Source organism: Enterobacter cloacae complex sp. GF14B (genome assembly GCF_004136805.1).
In the GTDB taxonomy this organism is placed as follows: domain Bacteria; phylum Pseudomonadota; class Gammaproteobacteria; order Enterobacterales; family Enterobacteriaceae; genus Enterobacter; species Enterobacter hormaechei_C.
The window spans coordinates 1-1,197 of sequence record NZ_QFRV01000292.1 but is presented as its reverse complement, the minus strand read 5'-3'; the positions used below and the strand labels follow the sequence as shown (position 1 = coordinate 1,197).

General features: G+C 39.9%; 2 protein-coding genes. Both read right to left on the bottom strand.

Features of this window, described 5'->3' with window-relative positions; all coding sequences use genetic code 11:
- Nucleotides 1-375: 375 nt before the first annotated feature.
- Nucleotides 376-837: a DUF4100 domain-containing protein gene (locus DD606_RS25310; RefSeq protein WP_129259482.1), complete on the bottom strand. Its 462-nt coding sequence runs from the start codon at nucleotides 835-837 to the stop codon at nucleotides 376-378.
- A gap of 15 nt (nucleotides 838-852) precedes the next feature.
- The coding region (locus DD606_RS25305; protein ID WP_129259480.1) for a DUF4100 domain-containing protein at nucleotides 853-1,197 on the bottom strand (345 nt) is incomplete at its 5' end.

The window sequence follows — 1,197 nt, the reverse complement described above, 5'->3', positions numbered from 1 at the left end:
TTTTCATGCCTATTTGTACATTATGCACATATTGCCTCTCATATCTCTTCAAATCTTCAAGTTTTGTAAAACATACTGATCCATTCCTTGTTACCAAGGAGCTCATCGAGAAAGTTTCACCTATTTTTGGATCACGCGAGACCCTTTTTCTTTCTGTACCACTGCAATCCCTCTTTACAATGGTACTTGGCCAAAACCCATCATTTCTCTATGATCATGAAACTCTTTGCTTACCTTTGGTAGAGGATGTTCTCTGAGGTTGTCACGATTTCTTTCATGGTTTACACACACTGTGAGAAATTGGACAGCTCGTTTACCATCTTTGCTACGTATTCTAGCATATGCTGAACCATCATCCATTACCTTTGTTTCCATTCAAACTCCCACAATGTAGGGTTGTCCAAGGATGAGATGATATGAAGATGTATCCTTTACAAAGAAGTTTTGGTCAATCTTTACATCACCTATTTTCACCTTCACACCTGGACATGCTGCATACAATTCACCGGATGAATTGTTTGCCACTTTTACCATCCAGCCATGATCTATGTCCATTGGCCATTTGCACTTGTTGTAGAGACTCTTTGACATTATGTTTATTTCTGAACCATGGTCAATCAAGGCAACAAATGTCTCTTCAAGATCACCTACCTTGACCAAAGTTTCTATAGTAGCCCTTGCCCAGTGACTTCGTGAATAGTAACTCCTAGGAATAGCTTCAACATCTTCATTATCATTTGAGAAATGCACTTGCTTCACTCTCCCACTAGATTGGTAGCATCCTACCACAACTCCATCATCCTCCTTGTTTTGCAAATGCATCCCTTGTGTCTTCAAGGTTTCTCCATCAACCTATGGATGAGCAACCTCAGCAAGAGTTTGCCTCTTTCTCTTGATGATGTCAATGATCTCCTCGTGGAATTCATGCTTTGCAATGCCAAGAACTTCTCCCAAATTAAACTCAATCTTGCTATTCAAGATCCTTTCCTCCAAGACTTTCTTTAAATCTGTAGCAACCTCAATATCAGATTGTAGTTTATAAGTTGGGCCTTTTGTCTTACCTTTTGTTGGCTCTTTATTCTTTCCTATTGTAGACTCCTCCATGAGTACTTCAGGTGGAGATGCTCCTTGTGTTGAGGGTGTTAGAGAAGGCATTGAGCTACTTATTTCCCCACTTCTAGAAGCTCTTTTTGATGG